Annotated in this window: 13 protein-coding genes; 5 read left to right on the forward strand and 8 right to left on the reverse strand. The window is 72.4% G+C overall.

Annotated elements, in window-relative coordinates; translation table 11 throughout:
• Positions 1 to 206: 206 nt before the first annotated feature.
• Positions 207 to 962 (reverse strand): dienelactone hydrolase family protein, encoded by a 756-nt coding sequence (locus ACZ64A_RS07665; protein WP_469808845.1) that lies wholly within the window; start codon positions 960 to 962, stop codon positions 207 to 209.
• A gap of 413 nt (positions 963 to 1,375) precedes the next feature.
• On the opposite strand from ACZ64A_RS07665, the gene ACZ64A_RS07670 reads away from it, so the two are divergent.
• The 3 genes from ACZ64A_RS07670 (at position 1,376) to ACZ64A_RS07680 (ending at position 4,185) form a co-directional block, all read left to right on the forward strand.
• Positions 1,376 to 3,142 carry an ATP-binding SpoIIE family protein phosphatase gene (locus ACZ64A_RS07670; protein ID WP_469808846.1) on the forward strand — a complete coding sequence of 589 codons (1,767 nt, stop codon included), beginning with the start codon at positions 1,376 to 1,378 and terminating at the stop codon, positions 3,140 to 3,142.
• A 101-nt stretch (positions 3,143 to 3,243) separates the two neighbouring features.
• A complete protein-coding gene (locus ACZ64A_RS07675) occupies positions 3,244 to 3,480 on the forward strand; it encodes a hypothetical protein (RefSeq protein ID WP_469808847.1) in 237 nt (78 codons plus the stop codon).
• Between the two features lie 177 nt (positions 3,481 to 3,657).
• Positions 3,658 to 4,185 carry a hypothetical protein gene (locus tag ACZ64A_RS07680; RefSeq protein WP_469808849.1) on the forward strand — a complete coding sequence of 176 codons (528 nt, stop codon included), beginning with the start codon at positions 3,658 to 3,660 and terminating at the stop codon, positions 4,183 to 4,185.
• Positions 4,186 to 4,217: 32 nt separating this feature from the next.
• On the opposite strand, the gene ACZ64A_RS07685 is transcribed toward ACZ64A_RS07680, so the two are convergent.
• The 5 genes from ACZ64A_RS07685 to ACZ64A_RS07705 are packed head-to-tail and all read right to left on the reverse strand — an operon-like array spanning position 4,218 to position 8,536.
• Positions 4,218 to 4,739 (reverse strand): flavin reductase family protein, encoded by a 522-nt coding sequence (locus tag ACZ64A_RS07685; RefSeq protein WP_469808850.1) that lies wholly within the window; start codon positions 4,737 to 4,739, stop codon positions 4,218 to 4,220.
• Complete coding sequence (locus ACZ64A_RS07690; RefSeq protein WP_469808851.1) at positions 4,729 to 4,995, reverse strand: phosphopantetheine-binding protein; 267 nt, start codon at positions 4,993 to 4,995, stop codon at positions 4,729 to 4,731. The genes ACZ64A_RS07685 and ACZ64A_RS07690 overlap by 11 nt, the downstream gene beginning before the upstream one ends.
• Entirely contained in the window at positions 4,992 to 6,935 is a 1,944-nt protein-coding gene (locus ACZ64A_RS07695) for an HAD-IIIC family phosphatase (protein ID WP_469808852.1), read from the reverse strand. Before ACZ64A_RS07695 ends, ACZ64A_RS07690 begins: the two co-directional genes overlap by 4 nt.
• A gap of 14 nt (positions 6,936 to 6,949) precedes the next feature.
• The gene (locus ACZ64A_RS07700) at positions 6,950 to 7,732 is read right to left on the reverse strand and encodes a thioesterase II family protein (protein WP_469808853.1); all 783 of its coding nucleotides are present in this window, start codon (positions 7,730 to 7,732) and stop codon (positions 6,950 to 6,952) included.
• A gap of 33 nt (positions 7,733 to 7,765) precedes the next feature.
• Positions 7,766 to 8,536, reverse strand: a complete 771-nt coding sequence (locus ACZ64A_RS07705; protein WP_469808854.1) for an AfsR/SARP family transcriptional regulator — start codon at positions 8,534 to 8,536, stop codon at positions 7,766 to 7,768.
• A 160-nt stretch (positions 8,537 to 8,696) separates the two neighbouring features.
• On the opposite strand from ACZ64A_RS07705, the gene ACZ64A_RS07710 reads away from it, so the two are divergent.
• Entirely contained in the window at positions 8,697 to 8,960 is a 264-nt protein-coding gene (locus ACZ64A_RS07710) for a DUF6059 family protein (protein WP_469808855.1), read from the forward strand.
• Between the two features lie 63 nt (positions 8,961 to 9,023).
• Here the strand turns inward: ACZ64A_RS07710 and ACZ64A_RS07715 are convergent, their stop codons facing one another.
• Both ACZ64A_RS07715 and ACZ64A_RS07720 read right to left on the reverse strand, forming a co-directional pair.
• A complete protein-coding gene (locus ACZ64A_RS07715; protein ID WP_469808856.1) occupies positions 9,024 to 10,121 on the reverse strand; it encodes an alpha/beta hydrolase in 1,098 nt (365 codons plus the stop codon).
• Positions 10,118 to 10,978 (reverse strand): 2-oxo acid dehydrogenase subunit E2, encoded by an 861-nt coding sequence (locus ACZ64A_RS07720; RefSeq protein WP_469808857.1) that lies wholly within the window; start codon positions 10,976 to 10,978, stop codon positions 10,118 to 10,120. Before ACZ64A_RS07720 ends, ACZ64A_RS07715 begins: the two co-directional genes overlap by 4 nt.
• 259 nt (positions 10,979 to 11,237) lie before the next feature.
• Between ACZ64A_RS07720 and ACZ64A_RS07725 the strand changes: the two genes are divergently transcribed.
• The gene (locus ACZ64A_RS07725; protein ID WP_469808858.1) at positions 11,238 to 13,109 is read left to right on the forward strand and encodes a helix-turn-helix transcriptional regulator; all 1,872 of its coding nucleotides are present in this window, start codon (positions 11,238 to 11,240) and stop codon (positions 13,107 to 13,109) included.

Below are 13,109 nucleotides of genomic sequence, written 5' to 3' on the forward strand. Positions count from 1 at the left end.
CTGCCGCCGGCGGGGCTGCGCATTCCCTCGCTGGTGGGGTGCGGATCGCGGTGACGGAGAAGTCGATTCGGATGGGTCATGACGTCATACAGCGTGGGCCCCTGCGGCCAGTCCGGCAGGGGCCCACGTTGTGGACGGTCACGGGAGGCCGGCACCTGGCCCCGATGAAAGGCAGCCGCCGGCCTCAGCCACCGTCCGACGGCGGTCTAACAGCTCGGCCGCCCTTTCAGGTGTCGTACGAAGAAGTCGGCCGCGGAGTCGCCGGCGAACTGCGGGACGCCGGTGTGACCGCCCATGTTGGCGTGCAGTGTCTTCTCCTCGGACGCGAAGGCGTCGAACAGGTCCAGGGCGGCCTGCCGGTCGTTGCCTTCGTCGTCCCACTGCAGCAGCACGTGCAGCGGAATGGTGACCTGCCGGGCTTCCTCGAACATGACGCGAGGCACCAGGCTCCCCGCGAACAGGCCGGCGGCGACGATGCGTGGTTCGACCACCGCCAGCCGGATGCCGATGGAGATGACTCCGCCCGAGTACCCGACCGGACCGCCGATCTCGGGCAGCGACAGGAAGGCGTCCAGTGCGGTCTGCCATTCCGGGACCGCTCTGTCGACCAGCGGGAGGACGAGGGCGTCGACCATCTCGTCGCCGACCGGCTCTCCGGCCTGCATCGCCCGGCGAAGGTCGGCGCGGGCCTGGTCGAGGGCGGGCCAACTGGGACGGTCGCCGCTTCCGGGGAGCTCGATGGTGGCCGTGGCGAAGCCCTCCCGCGCGGAGCGCCGGGCCCGCGCCGCCAGTCGGGGGTACATCCTGCGCAGCCCGAGCGTGGGATGGCCGAGGAGGATCAATGGCACCGGCGCGGAAGCGGATGCCGTTGCGGGCGTCCAGAGAATGCCGGGAATGTCACCGAGGGTGAATTCGCGTTCGCGGACGCCGTCGTCGAGGCGTTGCTCGGACGTGAAATGCATGGTCGTGCCTTTCGGGAGTGCACCAGAACGGCGCTCCCGGACGACCTGCCTATCGCCCGACCGTGACCCCGGAGGGGAGCACCCATGTCAGTACTGCGTTCACGGGTACCACCTCCTCGCTCTTGTTGCACGGCCACCGGAAACCTAGCAGTGATCGCCTCGTGGGCAAAGCGGTTTGTGCGGGGTCTCCATCGCCGGGCGGCCTGCAAGGGGCCGTCGCGGGTTGCTGCGTGGGCGTGGCGGGGAGCGGCGGGTCCGTCTCCGGCCCATGGGTCACTCGTGTGGTCGTCCCCTCGGCCGGTCCGGCCACCCGTTCGGCCCAGACCGTCTCGCGTGGCGATCACGGTCCGGTCCCGTCAGAGTGGTGCACCGTCGCGGACTGTTTCACAGCTCCAGGGCAGGAGGTACGCGGTATGGCGGCCCTTGGTCGAGCACGTCTGTCCGGGAGCCTGGCTCTCGACCGCCTGCTGGGGGCCCGGGGCGTGCGCTCGGCCGTCGACGCCGTATCGGCCGTTGCGGACAGCCGTCGGCTGGCCTGGCTGAGCGAGGCCGACGGGCGTATCGGCACCACGCTCGACCTGGAGCGCACCGCGCAGGAACTGGCCGACTTCACCGTGCCCTCGCTTGCCGACGGGGCAGCGGTCGACCTGCTGGAGTCCGTGTTGCACGGGGGCGAGGGCGAACCGCCGGGCGGTGCGCGGGTGCCGCTGACCCGGGCGATGGCGGTGACCGCCGTCGACCGGCTCGGGCATCTGGAGCCGGCCCCTGTGGGCGAGCTGTCCACCATTCATCCGGCGCCCAAGGTGGCCTACGACTGTCTGACCTCGCGTCGACCGGTGCTGGTCCGCCGGATCCCCGAGGATCAGTACGAGCAGATCGCGCCGACGCCGAGAGCCGCTCGGCTGATGCGTGACGCGGGCGTGCACAGCTACATGGTCGTGCCGCTGGTCTCCCGCGGGGTGCTGATCGGCATCGCCGACTTCATCCGGTGCGGCAGAAGATCGCCGTTCGGCCCCAGAGACCTGGCGCTGGCCTGCGCGCTCGCGGCGAAGGCCGCGGTGTTCGTGGACAACGCCCGGCTCTACAGCCGGGAGCGCGACACGGTGGTCACGTTGCAGCGCGCCCTGCTGCCCCGGACCGCACCGCCCACGCCCGGCCTTCAGGTGGCCTCCAGCTACCGGCCCGCCGTCGACCCCGGTGGGGTGGGCGGCGACTGGTACGACATCGTGCCGCTGCCCGGTGGCCGTACCGCGCTGGTCGTCGGGGACGTGATGGGGCACGGCCTGGCGGCGGCCGCGACGATGGGGCGGCTGAGGTCGGTGGCGCGGACGCTGCTGAACCTCGACATCGCTCCGGAACGGGTGCTGGCCCGGCTGGACCTCGCGGCCCGTGATCTGGAGGAGGACCAGGTCGCGACTTGTCTGTGTGCCCTGTACGACCCGGCGGAGGGCACCTATCGGCTGGCCAGCGCCGGGCATCTGCCGCCGTTGCTGATCGACGGTGACGGGTCGGCCGGCTTCGTCCAGGTGCCGCCGGGCGCTCCGCTGGGTGCGGGCGTCATCCCGTACGACCCGGTGACGGTGGGTGTGGAGGCGGGCAGCCGTCTGCTCATGTGCACGGACGGGCTGGTCAAGAGTCGAACAGGTGATGTGGACGACTGGCTCGACGGCCTGCGACGGGCGGCGAGCGCGTCGCGGCCCGCGCTCGCGGAGATGTGCGAGGCGGTCTGGGAGCGCACGGTGGGTGGCGACGGGCGGCGCTTCGACGACGCGATCATGCTGATCGCCGAACCGGGGCCCCCGGCCGAGTCGCTGCAGTGCGTCTGGGATCTGCCCGCCGACGGCACGGCCGCCAGGACTGCCCGCCGTCTCGTACGCGACCAGCTGGAGGAATGGGGACTGGGCGAGGTGGCCGATGTCACGGAACTCGTGGTGAGCGAGCTCGTCGGCAACGCCTTGCGCTACGGGCAGGGGCCCGATCGGCTACGGCTGATGCTGGCCGAGCGGCTGTGCGTGGAGTTGTCCGACAACGGCCCGGACCTGCCGCAGATCCAGCATGCCTCGCTCAGCGCGGAGGGCGGCCGCGGTCTGCAGCTGATCAACACACTCTGCCGCCGCTGGGGGTCCTGCCGGACACCGACGGGCAAGATCGTCTGGGCGGAACAGGACGTGCCCGGGTGATCATCGGGATCGAGAAGGCCTGCCCGCACTGCCTTCGCGCTCACTGAGTGAATATGGCGCAGCCACCGCACCTTTGCCGATGACCAGTCGTTGCGATCGACATGAAGAAGATCATGACGCTCGCCGGCCTTCCGCTCGCCGCCTTGGCTCTGTCCGCCCCGGCCGCCCACGCCGACAACGACTCGAACTCCGGGCCCGGCGTCAACGCCGCCAACAACTGGAACTTCACGGCGGCAGCCGTCTGCTTCCAGGAACTCGCCGTTGTCCCCGTCGGCGGCGACTGGCTGGGCAACACCGTGAACCACTGCGTGAACGGCAACGTCCTCGACCCCTCCTGATCGGCGAGGGCGGTACGTCACGTACGGACGCCCCGCGAGCACCTGCTCGCCGGGGCGTCCGGAACACGGCCAGCTGGGCTTGATCCGCTGCAGCGCGGCCCCTGCCGATTCCAGAGCCGGCAGATCGCGGGCCATGGTGGGCCATGTGAGCCCCAGGGCAGCTGAGTAGGTGTACTCATGCCGGCGCTGGGCGCCCCGGTGGAGGATCAGCCCATGGCCTCTTCATCCCGTGACCATTCCCGGCCGAGCCCGACAAGGGAACCGCCTCGACTCCCGCCGTTACGCGGGGCCTGGTACGCCGTTCCCGGCACATCGCTCGGGCTGGCGTTCCTGTGTGCCGGTTACGCCGTGGTGCAGTGGTGCGAGGCGTTGGGTCAACAGATCAGCCTGCATGCGCAGAACCGCTTGCTCCACGCCCTCGATGTAGTGCTCTACATACTCAAGGACTCGTTCGGAGACGGCAACAGCTCCCCGGAGCGCCCTCATCACGCCGTGAACGCCACGCCCCGTCCTATCGATGTCGGACTTCCGCTGTTCCTTGCCGCCGTCTTGGCCGCCGTGGGGCTGCTCGGCTTCGCCTGCCTCCTGGTGAGGCGGAAACAGAGTGTGCGCGCAACGGTCCCAGCCGCGCGCGGCCAGGACCTGCGCGGCCGATCATGCGGGTACACCGAGCACCGGCGCGATCCGATCCACGTCGATGGGTAACTGGAGGCCGGCACTCGGGGCCGGGACGCGCTCTAGGCGAAGCGCCGGTAGTTGCCCCGGTAGTGGATCAGCGGGCCTTCGTGGACGTGCCTGTGCGTATCGGGGGCGATCGACAGGCGGTCGACATGGGCGATCACGATGTCGTGGTCGCCCGCCTGGTGCTGCGCCGTCACGCTGCACTCCAGCCACGCCAGTGCGCCGTCGATGAGGGGCAGCCCGGACGCCGACGGGGACCACGCGATCGCCGTGAACTTGTCGTCGTCCCGTGTGGCCAGCGTGCGCGAGACGTCCTCCTGGCCGGCCCTGAGGACGCTGACCGCTACCCGTCCCGTGGTCCGCAGCAGGGGCCAGGTACGGCTGGTGCGGGCCGGACAGAACGCCACCAGCGGCGGTTCCAGTGACACGGAGGTGAAAGAGCTCGCTGCGAAGCCGGCCGGCCGGTTCTGCTCGGTCAGACCCGACACCGCGACCACACCGGACGCGAACCGGCCGAGCGCCGCCCGGAAGTCCTCCGGGGCGACGGCGTCGTACCGGACTACCGGACTACCGGGCATCGGCCGTCACCGTGTCCTGGGAGCCGGGCCCGGCTGTGGCCAGCCGGTGGACGTCCGCCACAGTGACCGCGTCCAGCAGGTCGGGCAGGGAGAGCCGGCTGCCGGTCCGTTCCTCCAGGGCGGTGACCAGCCACAGCAGATGTACGGAGTCCCAGCCGGCGATGGCGTCCAGACGCAGGGAGCCGTCCTCGCCCTCGTCCACGGGCAGGCCGAGGTCGTCCCTCAGCAGGGAGAGCAGATCGTCGATACCGGTCACAGGGTCGCCTCCGCGACAAGAGTGATGTGGGCGGGCGGTTCGGGCAGCTCGTCCCGGTCCAGGAGCGAGCGGTGGTACGCGGTGCCGGAGCCGCCGGGGCCGCACGGGCCCAGCTCCTTGAAGCCGCCGCGCGGATAGAAGTCGCGCACATGATGGTTCTTCGCCGTGGGGTGGAACGCCGAGACGACCTCGCGTGCCCCGTGGTCGGCGGCGCCGCGCAGCACCGTGGCCAAAACGGCCTGCTCGATGCCGCGGGAGAACACCCGGCAGCTGAGCAGGAAGTTGTCGATGGTGACCGTGTCGTCGACGCGCCGCAGGAACACCGCGCCGACCAGCCCGTTGTCCCCGAACCGGTCCCGGCTGCGGACCGTGAGCACGGAGGCGGCCGGGTCCGCGGCGAGCGCCGACACCTCGGCCGGTTGCAGGCGCAGCGTGGTGAGGTTGAACTGGTTGGTGCGCAAGGAGAGTTGTGAGACGCGGGCGGTGTCCGCCGGGGTGAGCGGGGCGACGCGGACCTCGACGTCGAGCTCGGCCAGATAGTCGTCGAGGGAGGCGAACTCCTGCAGGAAGTCGCCGCGGGCCAGCTCCTCACGGTAACGGGACGCCCGCGCCCGGTCCTCCTCGGTCGCCTCCCGTACGTCGAACCAGCCGTCCGCGAGCAGACGCCGCACATGCAGCGCCGGCTCGTCGTCCAGCGGGACCAGCGCCACATCGGGCAGTTCGTGGCGCACCAGGCCGCGCTCGAAGGCGCTGTCGTCGGCGAAGACGAACGAGTCGACGCCCAGACCGAGGCTGTCGGCGAGCCGGGCGAGATTGTCGTGTTTGGGCTGCCAGTTGGCGATGACCCGGACGAAGTCCTCCTCGCGCAGCACCTGTTCGGGATGACTGCGCAGGACGTCGGCCACCGGGCCGGGGTCGTTCTTGCTGACCGCCGCCAGCAGCACGCCCTGCGCGGCGAGTTGGCGTGCGGTGCGCTGCAGGTCCCGGAAGGCGTTGCCACGGCGGCCTCCGGCCACCTCGATGCCCTCCGGCCCGTCCTCGCCGAGCACCCCGCCCCACACGGTGTTGTCCAGGTCGAGGACCAGCACCTTGCGGGTACGGCCGGTCAGATGGCGGGCCAGATGACCGACCTCCCGGGCGTACGACGCCAGCAGCTGTGCCGTGAACGGCGCCCCCGTGTACGCGGCGAGCCGCGGGTCCTGGACGGCCACCCCCTCCGCGAGCAGCGGATCGAGGTCGAGGACCACGACGGACGCGGCGGTCTCCGGCAGCCGCAGCAACGCCGCGTTGGCCTCCCGCCACACCGCGCCGAGGCGTGCGCGCGAGCGGTGGTCGACGAGCTGGGCGGTGTGCGTGCGCGGCAGCGGCAGCGTGTTGAGGACGAGGGTGCCGCGGGATGTGGCCGCGAACCGCGCCGCGAGCTGCTCCAGCAGGGACAGCTTGCGGGAGAGGACACGCTCCACGTCGTCCGGGCCCCACGGCAGCGGCAGCTCGTCGAGGATCACCCCCGGATCCAGCACGCACAGCACCAGGTCCGGGTCGGCGGCGTACAGGTCGCTCGACGGATCGGACAGCGCGAAGACATAACTGTCGAAGTCGGTGAAGTGCGGCCGCAGCAGCAGACCGTGCCGGGCGAACTGCGCGGTCAGCGGCGCCTGCAGCTGGTGCAGCGTGCCATGGCCGGTGACGGCCACCTTCAGCACGGGGGTGCGCGGGTGATGGCGCAGTACGTCGTCGGGGGCGGTCCGGGAGAGCAGGCGGCCCGCGTGGGCCAGGGCGTCGTCGTCGACGCCCTCGTCGCTCAGGAGGGCGGCGACGCGTGGGTAGTGTGCGGCGAGCTCGCCCGCGCGGTGCAGGGCGGTGAGCTCGTCCAGGGCGCCTGGCGGGGAGCTGGGCACGGTGACTCGCTTTCGTCCGGGCGGAGGGGACTTCGACGTCATGCTGGCGGCCCGGGCTAAACCCGGGCTGACCCGGCGCTGATCCGCTCGTCCACCAGCGCGACCACCTCCTCGCGCACATCGGTGAGGAAGAAGTGGCCGCCCGGGAACACCCGCAGTTCGAACGGCCCGCTCGTGTGCGCGTTCCACTCCGCGGCCTCGTCGATGGCCGTCCACGGGTCGGCGTCGCCGGTCAGCGCCAGGATCGGCGCGCTCACCCGCGTCTCACGGCCGGCCCCGTGGGTCTCCACCGCCCGCAGGTCCGCCCGGACCACCGGGAGGATCATCGCGCGGGCCTCCGGATCGTCCAGGAGACGCGGATCGGTACCGCTCAGGTCCTTGAGATGGGCGATCAGTTCGGTGTCGTCCAGGTGGTGGACGGAGCGGCCCGGGTCCGCCGGCATCGAGGGTGCCCGCCGTCCCGACACCGCCAGCAGGGCCGGGTAGGAGCCGGACCGTTCCAGTCGCAGGGCGACCTCGAAGGCGAGGGACGCGCCCATGCTGTGCCCGAACAGCGCGTACGGGCCGTCCCCGACGGCGGCGCGCACCGCGGGCGCGACCAGGTCGGCCAGCCGGTGCAGATCCGGTACCAGCGGCTCGGCGTGGCGTTCCTGGCGGCCGGGGTACTGCACGGCGAGCACCTCGACGGCCGGGCCGAACGCGTCGGCCCAGGGCAGGAACGCCGGCGCCGAGCCGCCCGCGTGCGGGAAGCACACCAGGCGCACCGCGGCCCTCGGGCGGGGCCGGTAGCGGCGTATCCAGTCGGCGGTGGACGGGCTGTGCGACGTCAGAACGGACATGGCTCCTCCGGAAGGCTGGTGTCGGTGGTCCGGTCACGCGGCGTTCGCCAGGTCCAGACCCCGGTCGGCCTGGAGGATCGCCCGGTGCAGATCGCGCAGGGAACGGCAGGGCTCGATACCGAGCTCCTCGTTGATCGTGCGGCGTGCCGAGCGGTACACCTGCAACGCCTCGGCCTGCCGCTCCGAGCGGTACAGCGCGATCATCAACTGGCGGTGGAACGCCTCGTGCAGCGGGTGCTCGCTGATGAGGGTGTGCAGCGGGGCGATCAGTTCGCGGTGACGGCCCAGTTCGAGCGCCGAGTCGATGCGCAGCTCCGCGCATTCGATGCGGGCATCCTCCGCCCAGGTGACGAACGTGTCGATGATCGGGCCCGCGCGCAGGTCACCGAGGGCGGGACCCCGCCACAGATCGAGGGCCGTCTCGAAGACGCCCAGCGCCTCGTGGTGGCGGCCCGCACGGGCGTGCTCCCGGCCGGCGCGGACCAGCCGCGCGAAGTCGTCCACGTCCAGCTGGTCGCCGTCCAGCCGGAGAAGGTAACCGGGTGAGCGCGTCACGATCCGCGCGGTGGGCCGGCCGTCGGACGCCAGCAGCTTGCGCAGCTGCGATATGTAGACGTGGATCGCGGCGAGATGTCGCCGCGGCGGATGTTCACCCCATATCTCGGTCACCAGGCGGGCGGTGGAGACGGTCTCGCCCGCCCGCGCGATCAGCGCCCCGAGGACCACCTCCATGTTGCGGGCGTTGACCGTCAGATGATCGTCAACCGTACGGATGCGCAGCGTGCCGAGAACCTCGTACCTCATGCGTGCCCCCTGTTGGCTCGTGATTCAGCCACAGCCTCGCCGAGGGCCATGCCGGGCACATCAGAGAAACTACGTACGTCTCCGGGGGGTGCTTAAGGCGCGGTTCAGCGCCGCTCGACACGATGGCCGGCACAGGGACCAGGTCGAGGAAGGGGTCACGATGGGGCGACGCAGACGATGGCGGGCGGCGGCGGGTTCCCTGCTGGCGTGGCTGCTGCCGTGCCCCGCGTCGCTGGCGGCGGTCGCCTGGTCGTGGGGTGTCTTCACAGGCTTCGTCGTGCCTCAGGCTGACGAGCCGCACGTGCCGGAAGAGCCGGACGAGCCGGCCGGCCCGCCGCCCGGGCATCCCGAGCGGCTGGCGACCGACCTTCCGGTGAGCGAGGTGGAGCGTGAACTGTGGGCCTCACTCGGTCACTTGAGCTGAAGCGTGAACTTCGGGCCCGGCGGCCGCACTTGAACCGGAGCGCGAAATGCCGTTCCCGCTCCGTCACTTCGGCTGACCGGCGGCCCCGGCCGCTGCACGTTCCGCCGCGATGAGCTGCTCGTGCAGGGCGCGCACCGCCTCCGGTGCCCCGCCGCGCATCCGCAGCACCGACAGCAGGGTGAACAGCCGGGTCTCCGGGAAGTGCGCCGGTGAGCCGTGCACGTCGTCGTGGACGCGGATGTCCGCCGAGGGGAGCGCGCGGCGCAGCAACGCGGAGTCCGACGGCGGGATGATCTCGTCGCGCAGACTCGTCACATGCGCCACCTCGATGTCCAGGGACCGCAGTTCGTCCTCCGACAGCCCCCAGTCGCGGATCGCGTCGAACACCTCGTGCGGGGCGGTGCCGAGCAGATGGGCGAGCGTGTCGACCGTGACCCGGGGAACCTTGGCCTGCCACTGGCGGTCGGTGAAGAAGTCCCGCACCGGCAGGCCCGCACCGACCACACCGCGCAGCCGGCGGTCGGTGAGCGCGGCACGCAGGGCGAGATGGCCGCTGAAGCTGAGGGCGAGCGCGTACGTCCGTGACGTGTCGGCCCGGTCTCCGACGGCGTCCAGTACCCAGGACAGCAGACGGTGGCTGTCGGCGTCGTAAGGCAACGGGTTCTCGCCGACGCCAGGCAGTTCCACGACCACCCCGGCCAGGTCGAACGCCGCCAGTTCCAGAAGCACCGGTGCCCACTGCTCCTTCGTGGAGATGATGCCGCCGCTGATCAGCAGCAGCGGCCGCGGCCGCGCCGGGTCAAGACCCGTGGCCCAGGCCCGCACCGGGCCGCGCGGAGTGGGCACCTCCAGACGGCTGAGCTGCGGGAACTGCTCGGCCCAGCGGGTGAACACGGCCGTAGCGCGCTCCTGCGCCAGTTGCCGGGCCGCGCCGTCGGGGAACGGGAAGCGGGCCAGGGTGTGGAAGCGCACCGCCTCCAGCAGCCGCCCCTGCTCCTCCAGCCGCTCCGCGGCGCGCGTCCACTCGTACACCCACGATCCGGCCGTGCCGTCCTCATCGGTGCGGATGGCGTCCAGCAGGGGCCGCAGTGCCGCGTCGTCCACGGCCTGGGAGCGGGCCTGGGCGATCGCGTACTGCTTCAACTCGTCGAGGTCGTTCATTCGGGTGCCGGGACCGCGCCCGGCGCGAGGCCGGGGGCGGCCCCGTCCTCCTCTCGTCGCGGGTCGGCCGCCGTCGCCGGGGGCCAGTCCTGAAGGGTCTGCCGGATCTCGGTGAGGATGTCGGCGGCCTCCGCGCCGTCGATCACCCGGTGGTCGAAGGAGAGGCTCAGCCGCAGCACCGGCGCCACCTCGACGCGTCCGTCGCGCACCACGGCACGGTCCGCGACCCGCCCCACGCCCAGGGTGAGCGTGGTGCCGCCCACCGAGTGGAAGGCGTCGACGGCGCGGTGCCCGAGGGACGTCACCGCATAGGTGCCGGTGAGCCGTGGCCGCAGCGCCAGCGACCGGGCGGCCTTGCGGAACCGGGCCCTGCCTTTGCGCCAGGGCAGGGTGTGCAGCTCGCGCAGCCGCGCCAGTTCGGGCAGCCGGTGCGGTTCGGTGTCCCGGATCCGGTCGAGCACCCGCTGCACCCCGTCGAGGCCGTCGACGTGCGGCTGCGGGACAACGGTGGCCAGCACCAGGCGTGTTCCGTCGACCTGCTTGTCGAGCGTCACCTTCGCCGCGATCTGCTCGTACCTCGCCAGGCGCGGACGACGGCCGCCCCGGTACGCCGCATTGGCCTCCGGATGGGCCGCCAGCACCCGGGCCGCCGCGACGACGACGTACGCGACGAACGAGTAGGGCGCGCCGGGCCGCTCGCCGTCGTCCCCGGCGGCAGCGGCCCGGTGGGCGACGATCGCGCCGGCGTCGACCTCCGTGTCCAGGAAGACGGGTGCGAAGTCGCGGATCTCCTCCAGGAAGAACAGAGTGTGGCGGCGGCGCTGCGCGGGCTCGGTGATGGAGAAGCCCTCTCCCATGGCGGTGTCCGCCCTTCCGGTCGTCCGCCGGCGCACCGTGTACGGCACCGGCCCGGACCCCCACGCTGGTGGCCGCCCCTACCTCCTCGCTAAACCCCTCCTGAACCTGGTGCGTACCGCTGTCCCGGGAGCACAGCGGCACAAATAGTTGAAAATTAAGTCTGCGTTGCAGAGCGGCCGTTGGCCCGGACGCTCGGGCTACAGTCACCGCTACCGCGAACACCAGAGGAGCCTGTGGAAGGGAAGAACCGTGCGGACCGTGGCCGCCAGCGCCTCGACGACGTCATCCATCGACCGCCCCTTCCAGGCTCCGCCCGGCGATCCGTCGCCGCTGCGGCCGGAGGAGGCCCGCTTCCTCGACGCGGCGCTCGCCGCCGGGACGGGAGGACAGTGCGTCGTCGAACTGATGGGAGAGCCCGGTTCCGGCAAGTCCCGGCTGCTCGGTGACTTCACCCGGCTCGCCCGGCAGCGCGGCCGGCTCGTGCTGCGCGGCAGCGGCGGGAGCGGCGAACCCGGCCTGCGCTGCGACATGTTCGTGGAGGCGCTGCGCCGCTGGCTCGCCGACCGCGGCCACCGCGACCGGCGCGACGCCGCGGCCTGGCTGATGCGCGAGCTCGCCGTGGGACCGTTCCCGGCCGGCGCGAGCCACGCCAGCTCCGTGGTCGACGACCGCTGCCGGGCCTTCTCCGCCGTCACCGGCCTGCTCGACGACTGGGCCGCGCACCGGCCCGGCCCGGACGGCGGGCTCGCCCTGGTCCTCGATGACGTGCACGCCGCGGACGCCGGCTCGCTCGAACTGCTCGAGTACCTGCTGCGCTGGCCCACCGAGGCCCCGGTGTCGATCGTCGTGGCGCACCGGCCCGCCCAGACCCCGCCCCGGCTGCGGGGACTGCTCGCCCAGCGGGTGGACGACGGCACGGCGGTCAGCGTGGAACTCGGCCCGCTGTCCCTGGCCCAGGCCGGCCGGCTGACCGGACTGCCCGCCGACTCACCGCGGCTGCGCTCCCTGCACCACGCCTCGCGCGGCGTCCCCCTGTACCTGCTGACCCTCGACCGGTGGCCGGCCTTCTCGGGCGACGACCTCCAGGCAGACGCCTGGCTCGGGCGGGGGCCTGCCCTGCCATCCGTGTTCACCGCCCGCGCCGAGGCCGAACTGGAACCGCTCACCCGCGAGGAGCGCCTCGTCGCGGCCTCCGCGGCCGTGCTCGGCGACACCTTCGACCTGGCTGGGGTCAGTGCCGTCTCGGGACTGACCGAGAGCGCCGCCTGCCGGGTCGTGGAGCGCCTGCAGCGGCTCGACGTCGTCCGAGCGGCCGACCGCGGCGACCACCGCTTCCGGCACCCGCTGCTGCGCCGGGTCCTCTACCAGGAGACAGATCCGTGCTGGCGGCGCGGCGCGCACCGGCGCGCGCTGACCGTCCTCGTGACGCGCGCAGCGCCGGTGCAGACGCTCGCCCTGCACGTGGAGCGGTCCGAGCCAGGCAGCGCTCCCGAGGACATCGGCATCCTGGCCGCCGCGGCCCATGACTCGATGCGGGCGGGCGACCTCGCCTCCGCCGGCGAACGGCTCGCGCTGGCGCTACGGCTGGTCGGCGGCGGCGACGGGGCGGACATCCGCGAGCGGGAGGCGCGGCACGGCGGGAACGGGCACCTCGGCGGGAACGGGCAGCACAGCGGGAAGGCGGCGGCACCGCATGGCGGCCCGGGTCCGGCGGCCGCCGGGCGCACCGCCCGCTGCCGTGCCGAGCAGGCGGCCGAACTGCTGCAACTCGCTGAGCAGTTGACCGCCCGCACGGGGCGCCGCGCACTGCGCGACGAGGCCGCACGGCTGGTCCGCGACGTCGACGTACCGGTCCCGCGTGAGGTCGCGCACGCCGCCCGCAGAGCCACCGCCTCCCGCGCGGCGTCGGACCGGCTGACCGGACTGACCACCAGGGAGCGGGAGGTCGCCGAGATCGCCGCCACCGGCAAACGCACCCGGGACATCGCCGCGCACCTGCGGCTCAGCCCACGCACCGTGGACGTCCACCTCAGCCGCATCTACCGCAAGCTCGGCGTCGCCTCCCGAGCCGAACTCGCCCGCTTCATCACCGAGTCACTCCCCGGGCGCACCTTGCGCGGAACGGCCTGA

It is taken from the genome of Streptomyces sp. NPDC104814 (genome assembly GCF_055583185.1).